Here is a 16,393-nt window from a genome sequence, read left to right as displayed (position 1 = left end):
TCAGTCACTCAATGACCTGAAACGTTCCATCCAACATGTTTCAACCGAAAAATTAAAAAAAGAACATATCCCAGAATGAGTATGATTGAGGCGTTTCACTGGCGAGTGATTCAACCAATAAGTATTGATGACATGCAAAGGATTGACATGCTTCACTTTCGTAGTGAGAAAGCGCTTCTATTGCAACCTGACTGTCAATACTGGTTATTTTTTCACGCAACGGCTCAGACATAAGGAATCCTTCTTTTGCAATCTGCTCAATCAGGTTCCAGTATAGGAATAGACCACTGAAAGTGATAATGGTTTCGACCTATCCATTCTATAGAGGAAATCTATCCTATTATCCGCTATAGAAAATTGAGCAAGCCTGAGAAGAATTTACCGATGGAGGTCATGTGACAGCGATGGAAAAATGACGCATGGGATAAACGGTTTGAAAATCAGCTCGGTGTATTGTGCAGGGAGGGGAAGCAAAGTGAGCGATTGAGATTCAACCGCTCACTGACAGCAATCAGAAGTGTCGCTGCAATGATTAAGCAGCCGTTAACCCGCTAAAACAACTTTTGCATCGACATAATCTAAACCGTGGCTCTCTGCGACAAAGCGGTTTGTCAACTGACCGTGGCATACATTCAGCCCATTCAGGAAGTGCTCATCAGCAAGCAATGCTGCGCGATAACCTTTTTCAGCCAGCGCAATAATATAAGGCAGCGTGGCATTATTTAACGCAACAGTTGATGTCCGGGCTACGCCACCGGGCATGTTCGCGACACAGTAATGCACCACATCATCGACAATATAGGTCGGCTCCTGATGAGTTGTGGCCTTCGATGTTTCGGCACATCCGCCCTGATCAATCGCAACATCAACCAGAACAGCGCCTGATTTCATTTTCTTCACCATATCTGCCGTAATCAGTTTCGGGGCTTCAGCACCGGGAAGCAGCACCGAACCAATCACGACATCGGCAGATAAAACATGCTTTTCAATCGAATCAGCCGTGGAATAAACCGTGGTGACTTTTCCTTGATAAATTGCATCAATATCGCGCAAAGCATCAATATTTTTATCGATAATCACCACTTCAGCCCCTAGCCCTGCTGCCATTTGCGCGGCATTGCGTCCAACGACCCCGGCACCGATGACGGTCACTTTGGCCGGTTCAACGCCCGGAACACCACCCAGTAATAAGCCACGACCTGCGTGTGATTTTTCTAATGATGTCATCGCAGCCTGAATAGACATCCGTCCGGCGACTTCGGACATCGGTGCTAACAGGGGTAATGTCCGATTTGGACTGGTAACGGTTTCATAAGCAATACACACGGCTTTACTTTGAATTAAATCATGAGTCTGAGCCGCATCTGGTGCGAGGTGAAGATAGGTAAACAGGATTTGATCTTCCCGCAACATCGCACGCTCACTCGCTTGAGGTTCCTTCACCTTCACAATCATGTCACTTTCCGCGAAAATCTTCGCGGCATCAGGACTAATCGTTGCGCCTGCATCAATATAATCCTGATCTGAAAACTCAATCCCGGCACCGGCTAATGTTTCAACCAAGATGTGATGCCCTCTTTGGGTTAATTCCTTAACACTCGCAGGCGTCATCCCAACGCGGTATTCATGGTTCTTAATTTCTTTTGGTACACCGATCAACATATCCTTATCCTCTGCAAAAAATTAACGTTGTTATAGTATGCAGACAATACAGTGATTTAAACCAACAAATCAATAAAAATAAGTATTAAAAACCAATGATCCAGCTCAATTTCAGATTTAAATATCAAAAATTAAAAATAATTAAGACAATAATATTAATTTTAATTATTTTTTTAGCAGATGCCGCCAGAAAATATGTAAAAAAAAGTGAGCAAGCCATTTACTTCTGAAACAAATTAACAACATAAAATGAGCAAAAAAAATCCCTCGCCGACTGACAAGGGATTTCTCTCGTATTTGCGATGTGCTGACTCAGCCGTTAGCCAAGATTTTTCCGGGCATTCTGGAACATCCGCATCCAAGCACCATTTTCACCCCACGAATCAGGATGCCATGAGTTCACGACGGTGCGGAAAACTCGTTCCGGGTGAGGCATCATGATGGTGACACGGCCATCTGTGGTTGTCAGACCGGTAATAGCGTTCGGTGAACCATTCGGGTTATTGGGATACTGCTGAGTCGGTTGCCCATAGTTATCAACATAACGAATAGCAACTGTACCGGATTGCTCAATTGCAGCCAAATGAGCATTATCACGCACTTCGACCCGGCCTTCACCGTGAGAAACAGCAATCGGCATCCGGGATCCCGCCATACCACTAAAGAAAACTGAATCAGATGGCTGAACCTCAACCAAACTAAAGCGGGCTTCAAAACGCTCAGACTCGTTACGAACAAACCGCGGCCATAAATCAGCCCCCGGGATCAACTCTCTGAGGTTCGACAACATCTGACATCCGTTACAAACCCCAAGGGCAAAAGTGTCCTGACGGTTAAAGAACCCTTCAAACATCTCTCTTGCCTGAGCGTTAAACAGAATTGATTTTGCCCAGCCTTCACCGGCACCCAAAACATCCCCATAAGAGAAACCACCACAAGCGACTAATCCCTGATACTGTTCGAATGTAATCCGACCGGACAACACATCACTCATATGGACATCAATCGCATCAAAACCAGCCCGTTCAAACGCTGCAGCCATCTCAACATGAGAATTGACGCCCTGCTCACGCAGCACTGCCATTTTCGGTCTGACACCGGTATTGACGAACGGTGCGGCCACATCTTCATGAATATCGTAACTCAAATGAACATTCAGCCCCGGATCGGCATTATCTTGCTTCGCTGCAAATTCTTGCTGAGCACAATCCGGGTTATCACGCAGCGCCTGCATCTGATAGGTGGTCTCGGCCCAAATGGTTCGGAGCTCCGTTCTGGAACGTTCATAAACAACGTGACCCTGTTGCGTCACCACGAAACGGTCAGAAGATTCTACTGTTCCTATCACGTGAGTACAGTCTTGCAGACCTTGTTGTGCCAGTGTGTCCAGAACAGCATCAACATCCTGTTCATGCACCTGAATAACTGCGCCCAGCTCTTCGTTAAACAGAACCGAGAGTACATCATCACCTAATCCAGCAATGTCAACATTGACCCCACAGTGACCCGCAAATGCCATTTCAGCCAATGTGACCAACAGACCGCCATCGCCTTTATCATGGTATGCCAACAGCTTATTCGTACGAACGAGTACCTGAATCGCATCAAAAAAGCCTTTCAGTTGCATCGCATCATCAACATCAGCCGGCTGATCACCTAACTGCTTGTATACCTGCGCCAGCGCCGTTGCACCAAGGCGATTTTTGCCGTTCCCCAGATCAATCGCAATCAGTCGGGTCGTCCCCAAATCTGTACGCAGTTGAGGTGTCACGGTCTTACGGACATCCTCAACCCGGGCAAAAGCGGTAATAATCAGTGATAATGGTGACGTCACTTCTTTCTGCTCACCATTATCTTCATGCCATTTGGTTTTCATCGACATCGAGTCTTTACCGACCGGAATGGTCAGCCCGAGGGCCGGACATAGCTCTTCACCGATCGCTTTTACCGCTTCATACAAGCCGGCATCTTCACCGGGGTGACCGGCCGGAGACATCCAGTTAGCCGATAGTTTAATGTGTTTCAAATCGCCAATCGCAGTTGCAGCAATATTGGTCAACGACTCAGCAACAGCCAGACGAGCTGATGCAGCAAAATCAAGCAACGCCACCGGTGTCCGTTCGCCCATCGACATTGCTTCACCGCAATAGGTATCAAAACTGGCCGTGGTGACCGCACAGTTGGCAACCGGCACTTGCCACGGACCAACCATTTGATCGCGAGCCACCATACCGGTTACAGAACGATCGCCAATCGTAATCAGGAAGGTTTTTTCAGCTACAGCAGGTAAACGCAGGACGCGTTCAACCGCCTCATTTAACTCGATACCACTGCGGTCTATCGCTGCCCCCTGAACCTTCAGGGTTGTGGCTTCACGATGCATTTTCGGTGGTTTACCCAACAGAATATCCATCGGCATATCGATTGGTGTGTTGTTAAAGTGTGAATCTTCCAGTGTCAGATGACGTTCTTCCGTCGCAGTACCGACCACCGCATAAGGAGCACGTTCACGACGACAGATCGCATCAAAGGCTTCCATATGCTCAGGCGCAACCGCCAAAACATAACGCTCCTGCGATTCATTACACCAGATTTCCAGCGGGCTCATGCCCGGCTCATCATTCGGCACATCACGCAACTGGAATTTACCGCCGCGTTCTCCGTCATTGACCAACTCCGGCAACGCATTCGAAATCCCACCGGCACCGACATCATGAATAAAGGCTATCGGGTTGTTTTCTCCCAACTGCCAACAACGGTCAATCACTTCCTGACAACGGCGCTCCATCTCAGGGTTTTCCCGTTGAACCGAAGCAAAGTCCAGATCCTCAGCCGACTGGCCGGAAGCCATCGAAGATGCCGCGCCGCCGCCCAAACCGATGTTCATCGCCGGGCCACCCAATACAATCAGGCTCGCGCCGACCGGAATCTCTTTCTTCTGAATATGATCTGCGCGAATGTTCCCCATCCCACCGGCAATCATGATCGGCTTATGGTAACCTCGGATTTCTTCTCCGGCGTGAGATGTCACTTTCTCTTCATAGGTACGGAAATAGCCCAACAGATTCGGACGACCAAATTCATTGTTAAATGCCGCGCCGCCCAATGGGCCTTCAATCATAATATCCAGCGCATTGACGATACGACCCGGTTTACCGAAATCGGTCTCCCATGGCTGTTCAAAATGCGGAATACGCAGGTTAGAAACTGTAAAACCAACCAAACCGGCTTTCGGTTTACCGCCAATCCCGGTGGCGCCCTCATCACGAATTTCACCGCCGCTTCCGGTTGAAGCGCCAGGCCAAGGCGAAATAGCAGTCGGGTGGTTATGAGTTTCCACCTTCATCAGGATATGGGTATCTTCCGTATGGTAGTTGTACTGACGTGTTTGCGGATCAGGGAAGAAACGACCAACTTTAGAACCGGTCATGACCGCCGCATTATCTTTGTAAGCAGACAACACATAATCCGGCGTTGTTTCATAGGTATTCTTAATCATCTTAAACAGGGATTTTTCCTGTTCAACCCCGTCAATCGTCCAGTCCGCATTAAAAATCTTGTGCCGACAATGTTCTGAGTTTGCCTGCGCAAACATCATCAATTCAATGTCATTGGGATTCCGGCCAAGTTTGATAAAGCTCTCCACCAGATAGTCGATTTCATCTTCAGCCAGCGCCAAACCCAGTGTAAGGTTGGCCTGTTCCAATGCTTTACGTCCGCCGCCAAGTACATCAACTGCGGTAACCGCTGCCGGTGTCGCACTGTGGAATAGCTGAGCAGCCGACTCCAGATCGGCGAAGACCACCTCCATCATGCGGTCATGGAGTAAACCTTGTAGTACGATGTGCTCCGCTTCAGTCAATGTTGCCGAGGACTCAATATAATAGGCCGTCCCCCGCTCCAAACGTTTGACTTTATCAAGACCGCAGTTATGTGCAATATCGCTCGACTTCGATGACCACGGAGAAATGGTGCCCGGACGCGGCGTAACCAGCAACAATAAACCTTCTGGCTGATGCTCTTCAATCGTCGGGCCATAAGTCAGCAATTTTTCTAACTTCTCTGTTTCTTGACGATCCAAATCGGCTGTCAAATCAGCAAAGTGCATAAATTCTGCGTAAATACCGGTCACGGGTAAACGCAGCTCGCGACACCGTTCAAGAAGTTTGTTTACTCGGAATTCAGAAAGCGCTGGGGAGCCACGGAAAATTCTCATGTGCTTAGGTCTCTGTTGCTGTTGGTTAAGATAGTATTGGAATAAATTCAAACAATTAAATTGAAAAAGCTTGAATACATACCAATTTTACCTATGTTGTGCGGCCGCATTATAAAGGAATTATTTTTGTGATGTAACACCAAACGCAACCGTTTGCGTCATTTTTTTTATGAATTTTGAAATCTCTCGCTTTCATGTCATTCCCAGCGACATAATTTACCATTTTATACATCAAAAAGTTGCGATTCGGTGGTGCTTTGATATAAAAGCATCATGATGAGAAGAGATAAGTTGTACATGATCCGAATATTCCAACGTCAGGCCCGGAGCATCCTCGCTTTTGTATTCATGGTAACCCTACTCAGCGGCTGTCAGATCGACTCCAAACCAAAAAGCGAACTCGACCAGATCCGTGAGCGAGGTGTGTTACGTGTCGGCACCCTGAACAATCAGCTCTCCTATTTTATCGGGCCGGAAGGACCATCGGGCATGGATTATGAACTGGCACGCGAATTCGCCAAATCCCTCGGCGTCAAACTGGAAATGAAACCCGTTTATCGTGTTGCTGCGCTTTTTCCTGCCTTGGAAAAAGGAGAAATCGATATTATTGCCGCAGGTCAGATCCAAAATACCCAACGCATCCAAAAATTCCGGCCCGGCCCTGCTTATTACTATGTCAGTCAGCAAATTGTTTACCGTCAGGGTCAGTGGCACCCCCGTAACATGCATCAACTGATTCAAAAACAGCAAGAGCTGTTAAACACACCAGAACAGCACAAGGTATTAAATGTTGTCGATGATTCTCACTTTGAACAAACACTGGTGAGACTCAAAAAGAAATATCCTCAGTTTCAGTTTCAGATAAAAGCAGATTCAGATGTTCATGATTTGTTGAAAGAAGTCTCTCAGGGAGAATTGATGTTTACCATCGCTGACTCGGTTGAAATCTCTCTGGCACAACGCATCTATCCCGATTTAGCCACGGCATTTGAAATTACCGATGATCAGCCCATCTCTTGGTTTATTCGTCGTTCGGATGATGAAAGCCTCTATGCACTGATGATTGAATTTTTCGGCAATCAGAAACAAGCCGGTACCATAGCTTCGCTTGAAGAAAAATATATCGGCCATATCGGAACGTTTGATTATGTGGATACCAGAGCGTTTATTCGTGCGCTGGACAGCAGGCTACCTCAGTGGATGCCACTATTCCAAAAATATGCGAGTGAATTTGACTGGCGTCTCATCGCGGCATTGTCTTATCAGGAATCTCACTGGAACCCCAGAGCAAAATCACCGACCGGTGTGCGGGGGATGATGATGCTCACGTTAACGACCGCGAAATCCGTTGGGATCACCAACCGGCTCAATCCGGAACAGTCTATTCGAGGCGGTGTCAGATATCTGCGTCGGATGGTCAGTCGCGTCCCTGATTCAATTCCCGATCATGAAAAAATCTGGTTCGCTTTGGCATCTTACAATATGGGTTACGGACACATGATGGATGCTCGTCACCTAACCAAACAACAAGGCGGAGATCCGAACGCTTGGGGAGAGGTCAAAGATCGCCTTCCTCTGCTGAGAAAGCGTCGTTATTTCAGCCAGACGCGTTACGGTTACGCCCGGGGTGATGAAGCGCTCGCCTATGTCGAAAATATCCGCCGCTATTACCAAAGTATGATTGGTCACATCAACGCGAAAACAGCCGCAGATAGCGATAGTACCAGTGTAGATGATCTCACGGTCATTCAGGCAATGATTCCTGATGCGGATGAGGCCACAGAACCGGATCCGGCTGTTGAAGATATTGAATCCGATGAAAATACAGCCACAACCGCCGATGCCAGCGAGGCGGCAACACAATAACCGGACTCAAGGCTTGATTTTTGGTATGGAAACCCTTACATATTAGAGATACCCGACGTTCGTCGGGTTCATCTTCCGGTCATAATACATCTGTAAAAGACAATTGTCTGAACCTTGAAGCCGATGAAAGGCGCTCAAGAAGAGATTGTACTGACTATTTATTGGTATTTTTGAAAGGAGGTTAATCCATGCTGAAAAAAAGATTGAAGTCCAAGCATTTATGGCGGACAACAGCAGCGATTCACCGCAAACGTAAGCTCGCGAACAATAAAAAGAAAGTTTTTGCTCGCCACCGGGCTTTTACTCATCAGACTGCCTGAGCGTACTGACTCTGCAGTCTGAATCACTATCCCACAACGGGAATATCCAGTAACCACAGACGTCTCCTTCCCAAAACCAAAAGAAGGAGACAGCATTCTTCCAAAACGCCCTACGACAATTTAATGCTCATTTACGACCGGCAGTTGTTACTTTACTTTTGTTACTTCAGTTGTTTTATACTTGGCTTTGTGTACCGTGGATCAATCTATATCTGCGCCATAGGCTGATATCACTATCAGGCTGACGGTTCATCGGATTGATGATTTTCCCGTTGCTGACGCTTGGTATCTTTAATCTCCTGACGCCGACGCCGGAAAAAACCTTGCAGTTGTTCACGGCACTCCGTTTCGAGTAATCCTGGTTCAATCTGCGCATAATGATAAGCTGCATCACTCTCAAATAAGTTCATCACGGTACCTGCTGCACCAGCTTTCAAGTCCGATGCACCAAAAACAATCCGTTTGACCCGACTGTGCAATAAAGCTCCGGCACACATTGGGCAAGGTTCCAGTGTGACATACAGCGTCGAATCCACCAGCCGATAGTTTTCCAACACTTGCCCGGCTTTGCGCAAGACCTGAATTTCCGCATGGGCTGTCGCATCATGGGTGGTGATTGACCGATTCCAGCCCTCTGCAATAATCTGATCGTCTTTGACCAATACGGCTCCGACCGGAACTTCCCCTTCCAGCTCCGCTTGATGTGCCAGTTGGATCGCCCGACGCATAAACCGTTCATCGTCAGCAGAAAAATGTTGCGCCTGCATGAATCCTCTGTCTCTTGGTATCTTATTCTTCACCGCATTATACCCTGAATCATTGCCAGATGTTGTACGCTGATATCACCTGTGCTTGCCCTTGTCTGAAAGGGACTCATAGAGATAGTCAGACAGTAAACGGACTTTCGGTGAAATATGACGATTTTGCGGATACAACGCCCAGACGCCTTCCCGATCATCCCGATAACGCGTCAAGACTTCAACAAGCTGGCCGCTCGCAAGATAGGATTCAACATAGTAATCCGGTAACTGAGCAAGCCCCATCCCTTTTAATGCTGCATCAAGCAATACCACGCCACTGTTACAACGAATGCGTCCGCGAATTCCCAGAGAACGGGCATGATGATTATCTTTGAAACGCCAGTGATCATAGGTTCCGACCAGACACTGATGTTTGGATAATTCAGATAAGGTGTACGGTTCACCATACTGCGCCAGATAAGTCGGCGCTGCACACACATGTAACCGTCTGGAACTTAACTTCCTGACGACAAAGCTGGAATCATGTAATTGCCCGAGTCGAATCGCCAGATCAACACCGTTTTCGATCAAGTCCAACTGGCGGTTAGTCAGCACCAGCTCCAGTTCCAGTTTCGGATACAATTGTAAAAAATCATGCAACAACGGGGCGATTTTCTGCTCACCGTAGGTCACCGGTGCCGTCACTTTCAACCGTCCGATCGGCATCTGCTGCATTTGCGTCACGGTACGCTCGGCATGTTCCAGACCTTCCACCAACTGTTTACATTGTTGGTAATAGACCTGCCCGGCTTCCGTCAATGACACCTTCCGTGTTGTACGCAACAACAACTTAATCGCCAGACGTTCTTCTAACGCTGCAACTCGACGACTGACATTCGCCACCGACGTGGTTAATTTTTGTGCCGCCCGGGTAAAGCTTTCCGTCTCAGCAACGGCGACAAATTCGCTGACACCGTCCCATATCGCCATAATTGATTATTACCATAATGTAAAAGTCATTCTCTTTTTTACTTGATTATAAAATATAAGAAAAGAACTATACTCAGTTTCACTGTGGTTTATCACACGATCCCGATCACCTTATAGACAGGAAAGGAAGAAAATGTCAGAGCAGAAATTTATCAAGTCCAAAGCTGCTGTTGCTTGGGGGCCGAATCAGCCACTCAGCATTGAAGAAGTCGATGTCATGTACCCGAAAGCCGGTGAGGTTTTAGTACGCATCGTCGCAACCGGTGTCTGTCATACCGATGCATTCACACTGTCTGGTGAAGATCCGGAGGGAATATTCCCGTCCATTCTTGGTCATGAAGGCGGTGGTATTGTTGAAATGGTTGGCGAAGGCGTAACCAGCGTTGAAGTCGGTGACCACGTGATTCCACTCTATACCGCAGAATGCGGTGAATGTAAGTTCTGTACTTCAGGCAAAACAAACCTGTGTCAGGCGGTTCGCGAAACACAGGGCAAAGGTCTCATGCCTGATGGAACAACCCGTTTCTACAAAGACGGCAAGCCAATCTATCACTACATGGGATGCTCCACATTCTCCGAGTATACCGTCCTACCGGAAATTTCGCTGGCCAAAGTCAACAAAGCAGCCCCGCTGGAAGAGGTTTGCCTGCTCGGATGTGGCGTAACTACCGGTATGGGGGCTGTGATGAACACCGCCAAAGTTCAAAAAGGTGACACCGTCGCAATTTTCGGACTGGGCGGAATCGGTTTATCCGCGGTTATCGGCGCTAAAATGGTCGGGGCCAGCCGAATTATCGGTATCGATATTAACGAGAAGAAATTTGGACTCGCTCAGCAACTGGGCGCGACAGAGTGTATCAATCCGCAAAAATTCGACAAACCGATTCAGGAAGTGATTGTTGAGATGACCGACGGCGGCGTGGACTTCTCCTTCGAATGTATCGGTAATGTCAATGTGATGCGTCAGGCGCTGGAATGCTGTCATAAAGGATGGGGAGAATCAGTCATCATCGGTGTAGCCGGTGCAGGACAAGAAATCTCAACCCGCCCGTTCCAGCTTGTGACCGGCCGGGTATGGCGTGGTAGTGCATTTGGCGGAGTGAAAGGCCGTTCACAACTGCCCGGCATCGTTGAACAATATCTTGCCGGTGAATTTGGTCTGCAAGAGTTCATTACGCATACCATGTCGTTAGAAGCAATTAACGATGCATTTGACCTGATGCATTCCGGTGAAAGTATTCGTTCTGTGGTTCACTTCAAACCATAATTTTATGCGCCCGTCTCTGGTTCATCTGCTCCGGAGACGGGAAAAGGAGCCCGACATGTTAGAACAAATCAGCCAATCAAAAGTATTTGGTGGATGGCATAAACAGTACACACACCCTTCAGATGTGCTCAACTGTACAATGCGATTCGCAATTTACCTGCCACCAGATGCCAGTGACAGTCATCCGGTTCCCGTGCTCTACTGGTTATCCGGCCTCACCTGCACGGATGAAAACTTCATGCAGAAAGCAGGAGCACTCCAAAAAGCAGCCTCGCTCGGTATTGCGATTGTTGCACCGGACACCAGCCCGAGAGGAGAAGGCGTTCCGGATGATCCGCAAGGAGACTATGATCTGGGACTCGGTGCCGGATTTTACCTCAATGCGACTCAACCGCCCTGGAGCCAGCATTACCAGATGTATAGTTATATCGTCAATGAGCTGCCCTCGCTTATCGAGAAGAACTTTCCAGTGACCGCTGAGCGTTCTATTTCAGGACACAGTATGGGCGGGCATGGTGCGCTGACAATCGGCATCAAAAATCCGGATCGCTATCGTGCGATTTCAGCCTTCAGCCCAATTTGTCATCCTGTAGCCTGCCCTTGGGGACAAAAAGCCCTGAAGGCTTATTTGGGAGAGGATCAGGCACTGTGGCAAAACTATGATGCAACGGAGCTACTGAGACAAAAAGGCTGCGCGCTTCCCATTTTGATTGATCAAGGTGAAATGGATCCATTTTTGGAAGAGCAGTTGAAACCTTGGGATTTGCTCGAAGTCGCAGATCACCAACATTGTGAACTGACCTATCAGTCTCATCCCGGTTATGATCACAGCTATTACTTTATTCAAAGCTTCATTGCGTCACATCTACAATTCCACGCGTTATATCTGTTGGGACAGCGCTCTTAGGCATACGCGATTCAAATTCGTTAAATCGTGAAATCATGGTGGAAAGCGCAACCTGATGCGTTTTCCCCTGTTGCCCCGACCAACTCACAACCACACGAACCGGCTTCAGATCACCGTGAAATAGCGGTGTGCTCACCTGAATCCGGATACAAAAATAATCCTGAGCATCACAATTCTGACTGGTCTTGATCTGCTCAAAATCAATTGAACCAACCGTCTCATCTGGCTTCGTCACGCCAGTTGCCTGTGCACCATATGTCCCCTGTGTACCGTGCGTCCGTAAACGTTCCAATGTTGTACTGGCAAGGTCCAACGCTTGGGTTCGCTGAAAAATATCCCGAGTCTGAAACATCGTCAGACGCTGTAGCTGCCCCACACTCAGTATACCAATGCTCAAGATCACCAAAGCAATCATCACTTCGAGTAACGTATTCCCCCGATGATGGCGTTGATCATATCGGTTCACATCGCTACGGTTCATGCCAGCTTTCCCCACGCCACTCGGCTGGACGAATCAGGCTGAGCGGTTTGCTCATCAGATCGCGTCGATAATGAAAATCAATGCGTCCCTGAACCACAGCAAAACGTTTATCTGCATCCAACACCAGCCCTCCCGCCGGATAGAAAGAGCCGAGTTGAAAGTAACTCACTTGCTCCGGAGAGATGTTGTATTGCGGGGCTTGAGCCAAAGATTTAATCAGTGCCGCCTGTAATCCTGTGTCGGCCCAGCCTTGAAATACCATATTCGCATGTTGCGGTGAAATAAATTGATAGAGCATTCCCTGTAACGGGTGATGACTTTCAATTCCGACGAGCCCATCCTGAATCAGCACAATAATGCCCTGCTGAGAAAATTGTGCCTGAATCGCAACATTAATCCGTTGAATATCCAGATCGGACAGCACACAACCCCCATAGACCCAGATGATCATTTTCCCCTGCCAGATGAGATCTTCAATTTGAGAAGCACATTCCGGGTTCAACTGACTGTGTGGTAACTCAAGAGCATTCTGATAGCGAATTTGACCGCTGGCTTCATTCAGTGATGCCGGGATCCGCCCAACCTGAGGATTTGACATCACTTGAAACCAATCCTGCACCGCAACACCAAACAGATCCCGAAAAGGTGATAACGTTGGCGAATACTGATAGTCAGATCTCGCGCTTTTTGCTGATAAATCGACGGAGTGATACGACTCGGCACACCGTCCTGAATCACTCGGAAACCCCTGATATAGCCGATAAGGCAACTGGTCCGGATGATAGGTGGTTAGCGACGGAGCATAGACATCATACTTATAGCGCAAAGCAATACATTCCCAACCGTTTTCAGTGGATAAACGAGCCAGATCCGGGGCAAACGCGGCATGTTTCATCAGCATTAAACGACTGCTGGTCTTAACGACACCGGCAGAATCCGGTAAGGGCAAACGGTAGCGCTTGTGTAGCGTCGTTGTGCCGACGGTCGCTGTCAGTTGTCGATCCCGCGGAGACGCCCACCGGACTTGATGCGCAATTTGCTGACACGCTGAAGGTAAGCTTTCCCCTGCCTGTACTGAACGGACTTGTGTCCACAGGCACTCAAGTTCACCTTCAGCCAGCCAGAAAGACTGGCGACGCTCAATTTCATGCTGAACCTCAGCCAATTGATAACGACTGAGCAGTGTAGCGCGTCCCACCACAATCAACATGAGACTAACCATCAGTGTCGTCAACAACAATGTCGCAGCGCCCCGTTGCCGAATCGATGACTGACCAAGACAGAACCACTTCATAACGACCAATGCCGCTGTAAAAATGCAAAATCAGCAGATTCATGAATCGACGGGTCTTGCACCAAAGATAAACTCAGGTGTATTGCTATCCATCCTGTATTGATCTGCGCTCCTGTTCTGGCTCGGAGGGGGGAATAGCGAACCTGGAATGCATCAACACGAATCCAGTCTGTATCGAAAAGCGAGAAGCATGGCCCTGATTCACCGGAAGATGCCGCTTGTTCAAATGTGAATCGACGATCATGCTGCTTCTCGCACAATCGTAAGGCCCGCTCTCCGACTTGATTTGCTGTGAGCTGGTAGACAACATGGTGGAAATCGTTCTCAGCAGTGGGACTTCCCTGATATACATACCCCACTTGGGTATCGTTTCGGACATCGGTGAGCGTCCGGCTTCCTTGCAAAAACACAGACTTTTGCGGTGAAGCATTCAATCCGGCCATGAACAGGCTCCGTTTGATTAAGACTAATGATGCCCGTAACTGTTGATGTAATTGAATTTTGCGACTCAAGTGTTCAGTCACCCGGAGTTCGCTCACGATCAACCGGCTCACCATAAGAATTAAAACACTACTGATAACACTGGCCAACAGGACTTCCAACAGTGTCAATCCTCGCTGGGCATGATAGAAATGTGCTGATCTCACTAACATGCCGGATAACCATATATCGCAGTACCAACGCTACAATGGCGAACTCGCCCCGCACCGTAAGAAGTAATGACTTTGATTTGTCGTTCCGGTGTATTGCGGGCCAGAAGCGTGATGCTGCCATTGCCGAGTTTGCCGGAATGACCATCAATAAATAGCCGATCTTGAGGGAATCCGGAACGAACGATAATTTTCCGATAGCGTTGTCCGGATAGCGTCAGTAAACGCTGACCTTGGTGGCGGTCTTCAGAGGTACTCACCCGCAACTGCCAATCCGGTGATACACCTTTGTCAATGGATGATGATGACTGAGAGATCAGATGTAACCACAGATTTTGATGGTGAGTGATTGCCAGTGACCTTGCTTGTAATATAAATGCCTGAACATCACTGACCGCCGTTTTTAACTGTTCCTTTTCCATTTGTTGGGAGAATTGAGGCACAATCAGTAACAGTGAAAGGCTCAGTAATGCGATGACCACAACAAGTTCAAGCAAAGAGAATCCTGTGCGCATATTTTTTCCAATCGGTTGATTTCATTCCCCCTATGATAAAAAAATAAAGCAATTCATTTGGCTATGAGGCAACTATCTCGTAGTGACATCAAATAAATAACCACATGATAAACATAACAATTACACATTTGTTCCGAGACATTCCTCTCCAAAGCTGACAAGTCGGGTGAGCGGACATAAAAAAACCTGCCGAAGCAGGTTTTTATTTGAATCAATATGTCTTTATCAGCTCGTGAGATCATCAAAAAATTTCTTCACGCCGCTGAAAAAACCTTCCGACTTGGGCTTGTGCTTACTTGCCGCTTCACCGCCACAGGATTCTTCAAACTCTCGGAGCAATTCTTTCTGACGCGAACTCAGGTTCACCGGTGTCTCAACAACCAAACGTACAATCAAATCACCAGCGGCACCGCCACGGACATTCTTCACGCCCTTACCGCGCATCCGGAACATTCTGCCGGTCTGCGTTTCTTCCGGCACTTTCAGATTCACACGCCCATCCAGTGTCGGCACTTCAACTTCGCCACCGAGTGCTGCCATCGAGAAACTAACAGGGACTTCACAGAACAGGTTATTGCCTTCACGTTCAAAGATATGGTGCTCTTTCACATGAACCTGAACGTACAAATCACCGGCTGGCGCGCCCATTTCACCGGCTTCACCTTCTCCGGTAAGACGAATTCTGTCCCCCGTATCCACACCGGCAGGAATCTTCACATTGAGAGTCTTGCGTTGTTGCTTGCGGCCCTGACCATGGCAATCACGGCAAGGATCTTTGACGATTTTTCCCTTACCATGACAAGTTGGACAAGTCTGTTGCACTGCAAAAAAGCCTTGTCTCATCTGAACCTGACCATGTCCGTGACAAGTACCACATGTTTCAGGAGAGGTCCCTTTCTTCGCACCACTGCCGTTACATGTATCGCAATGCACCATGGTCGGGACTTCAATCTCTTTCGAACAACCGCGGACAGCTTCTTCTAAAGTGAGTTCCATATTGTAGCGAAGATCCGCACCGCGCTGCGCCCGGGCCTGACCACCACCGCGACGGCCACCGCCAAAGATATCCCCGAACACATCGCCAAAGATATCACCAAAGTCAGCGTTACCGCCGCCGAAGCCTCCGCCAAAACCACCACCGCCTTGTTCAAATGCGGCATGACCATACTGATCATAAGCGGCTTTTTTCTGAGGATCGGTTAACACCTCATACGCTTCTTTTACTTCTTTAAACTTATCAGCTGAAGTTTCATCGCCCGGATTACGGTCGGGATGGAATTTCATCGCCAAGCGTTTATAGGCCTTTTTGATATCACGCTCAGAGGCATCACGGCTTACGCCTAAGATTTCGTAAAAATCACGTTTTGACATGTTCTTCGTCACCAATTAATTACTGCAAGCGACACTTGTCGCCCGGTAGATGTATCGATATAGATGATATTTCACACAATGATGAAACATGACCTAAATCGACACCAAGATTAC

Annotated in this window: 14 protein-coding genes; 4 read left to right on the top strand and 10 right to left on the bottom strand. The window is 48.0% G+C overall.

Annotated features, from left to right (window positions below; genetic code table 11):
• Positions 1-52: 52 nt before the first annotated feature.
• From VRK_RS04170 to purL, 3 genes are all read right to left on the bottom strand, one after another.
• Positions 53-232 carry a hypothetical protein gene (locus VRK_RS04170; RefSeq protein ID WP_059120228.1) on the bottom strand — a complete coding sequence of 60 codons (180 nt, stop codon included), beginning with the start codon at positions 230-232 and terminating at the stop codon, positions 53-55.
• A gap of 311 nt (positions 233-543) precedes the next feature.
• Positions 544-1,662: an alanine dehydrogenase gene (ald, locus tag VRK_RS04165; RefSeq protein WP_059120227.1), complete on the bottom strand. Its 1,119-nt coding sequence runs from the start codon at positions 1,660-1,662 to the stop codon at positions 544-546.
• 319 nt (positions 1,663-1,981) lie between these two features.
• Positions 1,982-5,878, bottom strand: coding sequence for a phosphoribosylformylglycinamidine synthase (purL, locus tag VRK_RS04160; RefSeq protein WP_059120226.1), 3,897 nt, complete (start codon positions 5,876-5,878; stop codon positions 1,982-1,984).
• A gap of 297 nt (positions 5,879-6,175) precedes the next feature.
• Between purL and mltF the strand changes: the two genes are divergently transcribed.
• Positions 6,176-7,744 carry a membrane-bound lytic murein transglycosylase MltF gene (mltF, locus tag VRK_RS04155; protein WP_059120225.1) on the top strand — a complete coding sequence of 523 codons (1,569 nt, stop codon included), beginning with the start codon at positions 6,176-6,178 and terminating at the stop codon, positions 7,742-7,744.
• A 188-nt stretch (positions 7,745-7,932) separates the two neighbouring features.
• Positions 7,933-8,064, top strand: coding sequence for a hypothetical protein (locus VRK_RS21555; protein ID WP_269431942.1), 132 nt, complete (start codon positions 7,933-7,935; stop codon positions 8,062-8,064).
• Positions 8,065-8,300: 236 nt separating this feature from the next.
• On the opposite strand, the gene tadA is transcribed toward VRK_RS21555, so the two are convergent.
• Complete coding sequence (gene tadA / locus VRK_RS04150; RefSeq protein ID WP_059120224.1) at positions 8,301-8,831, bottom strand: tRNA adenosine(34) deaminase TadA; 531 nt, start codon at positions 8,829-8,831, stop codon at positions 8,301-8,303.
• 75 nt (positions 8,832-8,906) lie between these two features.
• Positions 8,907-9,794 (bottom strand): LysR family transcriptional regulator, encoded by an 888-nt coding sequence (locus tag VRK_RS04145; protein ID WP_059120223.1) that lies wholly within the window; start codon positions 9,792-9,794, stop codon positions 8,907-8,909.
• 133 nt (positions 9,795-9,927) lie between these two features.
• On the opposite strand from VRK_RS04145, the gene VRK_RS04140 reads away from it, so the two are divergent.
• Positions 9,928-11,061 carry an S-(hydroxymethyl)glutathione dehydrogenase/class III alcohol dehydrogenase gene (locus VRK_RS04140; protein ID WP_059120222.1) on the top strand — a complete coding sequence of 378 codons (1,134 nt, stop codon included), beginning with the start codon at positions 9,928-9,930 and terminating at the stop codon, positions 11,059-11,061.
• A 55-nt stretch (positions 11,062-11,116) separates the two neighbouring features.
• Entirely contained in the window at positions 11,117-11,968 is an 852-nt protein-coding gene (fghA, locus tag VRK_RS04135; RefSeq protein WP_059120221.1) for an S-formylglutathione hydrolase, read from the top strand.
• On the opposite strand, the gene VRK_RS04130 is transcribed toward fghA, so the two are convergent.
• The 5 genes from VRK_RS04130 to dnaJ all read right to left on the bottom strand — a co-directional run bounded on the left by VRK_RS04130 (position 11,913) and on the right by dnaJ (position 16,279).
• Positions 11,913-12,449 carry a type IV pilus modification PilV family protein gene (locus tag VRK_RS04130; protein ID WP_059120220.1) on the bottom strand — a complete coding sequence of 179 codons (537 nt, stop codon included), beginning with the start codon at positions 12,447-12,449 and terminating at the stop codon, positions 11,913-11,915. The genes fghA and VRK_RS04130 overlap by 56 nt on opposite strands.
• A complete protein-coding gene (locus VRK_RS04125; RefSeq protein WP_059120219.1) occupies positions 12,439-13,743 on the bottom strand; it encodes a hypothetical protein in 1,305 nt (434 codons plus the stop codon). Before VRK_RS04125 ends, VRK_RS04130 begins: the two co-directional genes overlap by 11 nt.
• Entirely contained in the window at positions 13,740-14,396 is a 657-nt protein-coding gene (locus VRK_RS04120) for a PulJ/GspJ family protein (RefSeq protein WP_059120218.1), read from the bottom strand. Before VRK_RS04120 ends, VRK_RS04125 begins: the two co-directional genes overlap by 4 nt.
• Complete coding sequence (locus VRK_RS04115) at positions 14,390-14,908, bottom strand: pilus assembly FimT family protein (protein ID WP_059120217.1); 519 nt, start codon at positions 14,906-14,908, stop codon at positions 14,390-14,392. Before VRK_RS04115 ends, VRK_RS04120 begins: the two co-directional genes overlap by 7 nt.
• 225 nt (positions 14,909-15,133) lie before the next feature.
• Positions 15,134-16,279, bottom strand: coding sequence for a molecular chaperone DnaJ (gene dnaJ, locus VRK_RS04110; RefSeq protein WP_059120216.1), 1,146 nt, complete (start codon positions 16,277-16,279; stop codon positions 15,134-15,136).
• Between the last annotated feature and the right edge of the window lie 114 nt (positions 16,280-16,393).

The sequence above is a fragment of the Vibrio sp. MEBiC08052 genome (assembly GCF_001506075.1).
GTDB lineage: Bacteria > Pseudomonadota > Gammaproteobacteria > Enterobacterales > Vibrionaceae > Vibrio.
Note: the sequence above shows the minus strand (reverse complement) of the source record. Positions and strands in the feature narration are given on the sequence as shown.

Coding starts and splice junctions, on each gene's coding strand:
- VRK_RS04170 (WP_059120228.1), bottom strand. CDS start 232: ATGTCTGAGCCGTTGCGTGAAAAAATAACCAGTATTGACAGTCAGGTT.
- ald (WP_059120227.1), bottom strand. CDS start 1,662: ATGTTGATCGGTGTACCAAAAGAAATTAAGAACCATGAATACCGCGTT.
- purL (WP_059120226.1), bottom strand. CDS start 5,878: ATGAGAATTTTCCGTGGCTCCCCAGCGCTTTCTGAATTCCGAGTAAAC.
- mltF (WP_059120225.1), top strand. CDS start 6,176: ATGATCCGAATATTCCAACGTCAGGCCCGGAGCATCCTCGCTTTTGTA.
- VRK_RS21555 (WP_269431942.1), top strand. CDS start 7,933: ATGCTGAAAAAAAGATTGAAGTCCAAGCATTTATGGCGGACAACAGCA.
- tadA (WP_059120224.1), bottom strand. CDS start 8,831: ATGCAGGCGCAACATTTTTCTGCTGACGATGAACGGTTTATGCGTCGG.
- VRK_RS04145 (WP_059120223.1), bottom strand. CDS start 9,794: ATGGCGATATGGGACGGTGTCAGCGAATTTGTCGCCGTTGCTGAGACG.
- VRK_RS04140 (WP_059120222.1), top strand. CDS start 9,928: ATGTCAGAGCAGAAATTTATCAAGTCCAAAGCTGCTGTTGCTTGGGGG.
- fghA (WP_059120221.1), top strand. CDS start 11,117: ATGTTAGAACAAATCAGCCAATCAAAAGTATTTGGTGGATGGCATAAA.
- VRK_RS04130 (WP_059120220.1), bottom strand. CDS start 12,449: ATGAACCGTAGCGATGTGAACCGATATGATCAACGCCATCATCGGGGG.
- VRK_RS04125 (WP_059120219.1), bottom strand. CDS start 13,743: ATGAAGTGGTTCTGTCTTGGTCAGTCATCGATTCGGCAACGGGGCGCT.
- VRK_RS04120 (WP_059120218.1), bottom strand. CDS start 14,396: ATGTTAGTGAGATCAGCACATTTCTATCATGCCCAGCGAGGATTGACA.
- VRK_RS04115 (WP_059120217.1), bottom strand. CDS start 14,908: ATGCGCACAGGATTCTCTTTGCTTGAACTTGTTGTGGTCATCGCATTA.
- dnaJ (WP_059120216.1), bottom strand. CDS start 16,279: ATGTCAAAACGTGATTTTTACGAAATCTTAGGCGTAAGCCGTGATGCC.